Annotated in this window: 1 pseudogene; it reads left to right on the forward strand. The window is 63.5% G+C overall.

From position 1 onward, the window contains the following. Positions 1-230: pseudogene (locus ACPYOM_RS24250) on the forward strand (amino acid ABC transporter permease); the annotation flags it as partial.

The following is a 230-nucleotide window of genomic DNA, read 5'->3' on the forward strand; positions in this document are numbered from 1 at the left end:
CCATGCCCACCGTCATCCCGGCCGTCTGCAACCAGGTCATCGGCATGTTCAAGGAGACCTCCCTGGTCAGCGTCCTCGGGTTGGCCGAGCTGCTGCAAAGCGTCCAGCTCATCTACGCCCGCACCTACCAGACCGTCCCGCTGCTGATCGTGGCCTGCCTCTGGTACCTGCTCATGACCCTGGCTCTGAGCTACCCCCAGTCCCTCATCGAGAAGAAGTACTCCCGCACC

It is taken from the genome of Monashia sp. HAY1-2A, assembly GCF_056755315.1.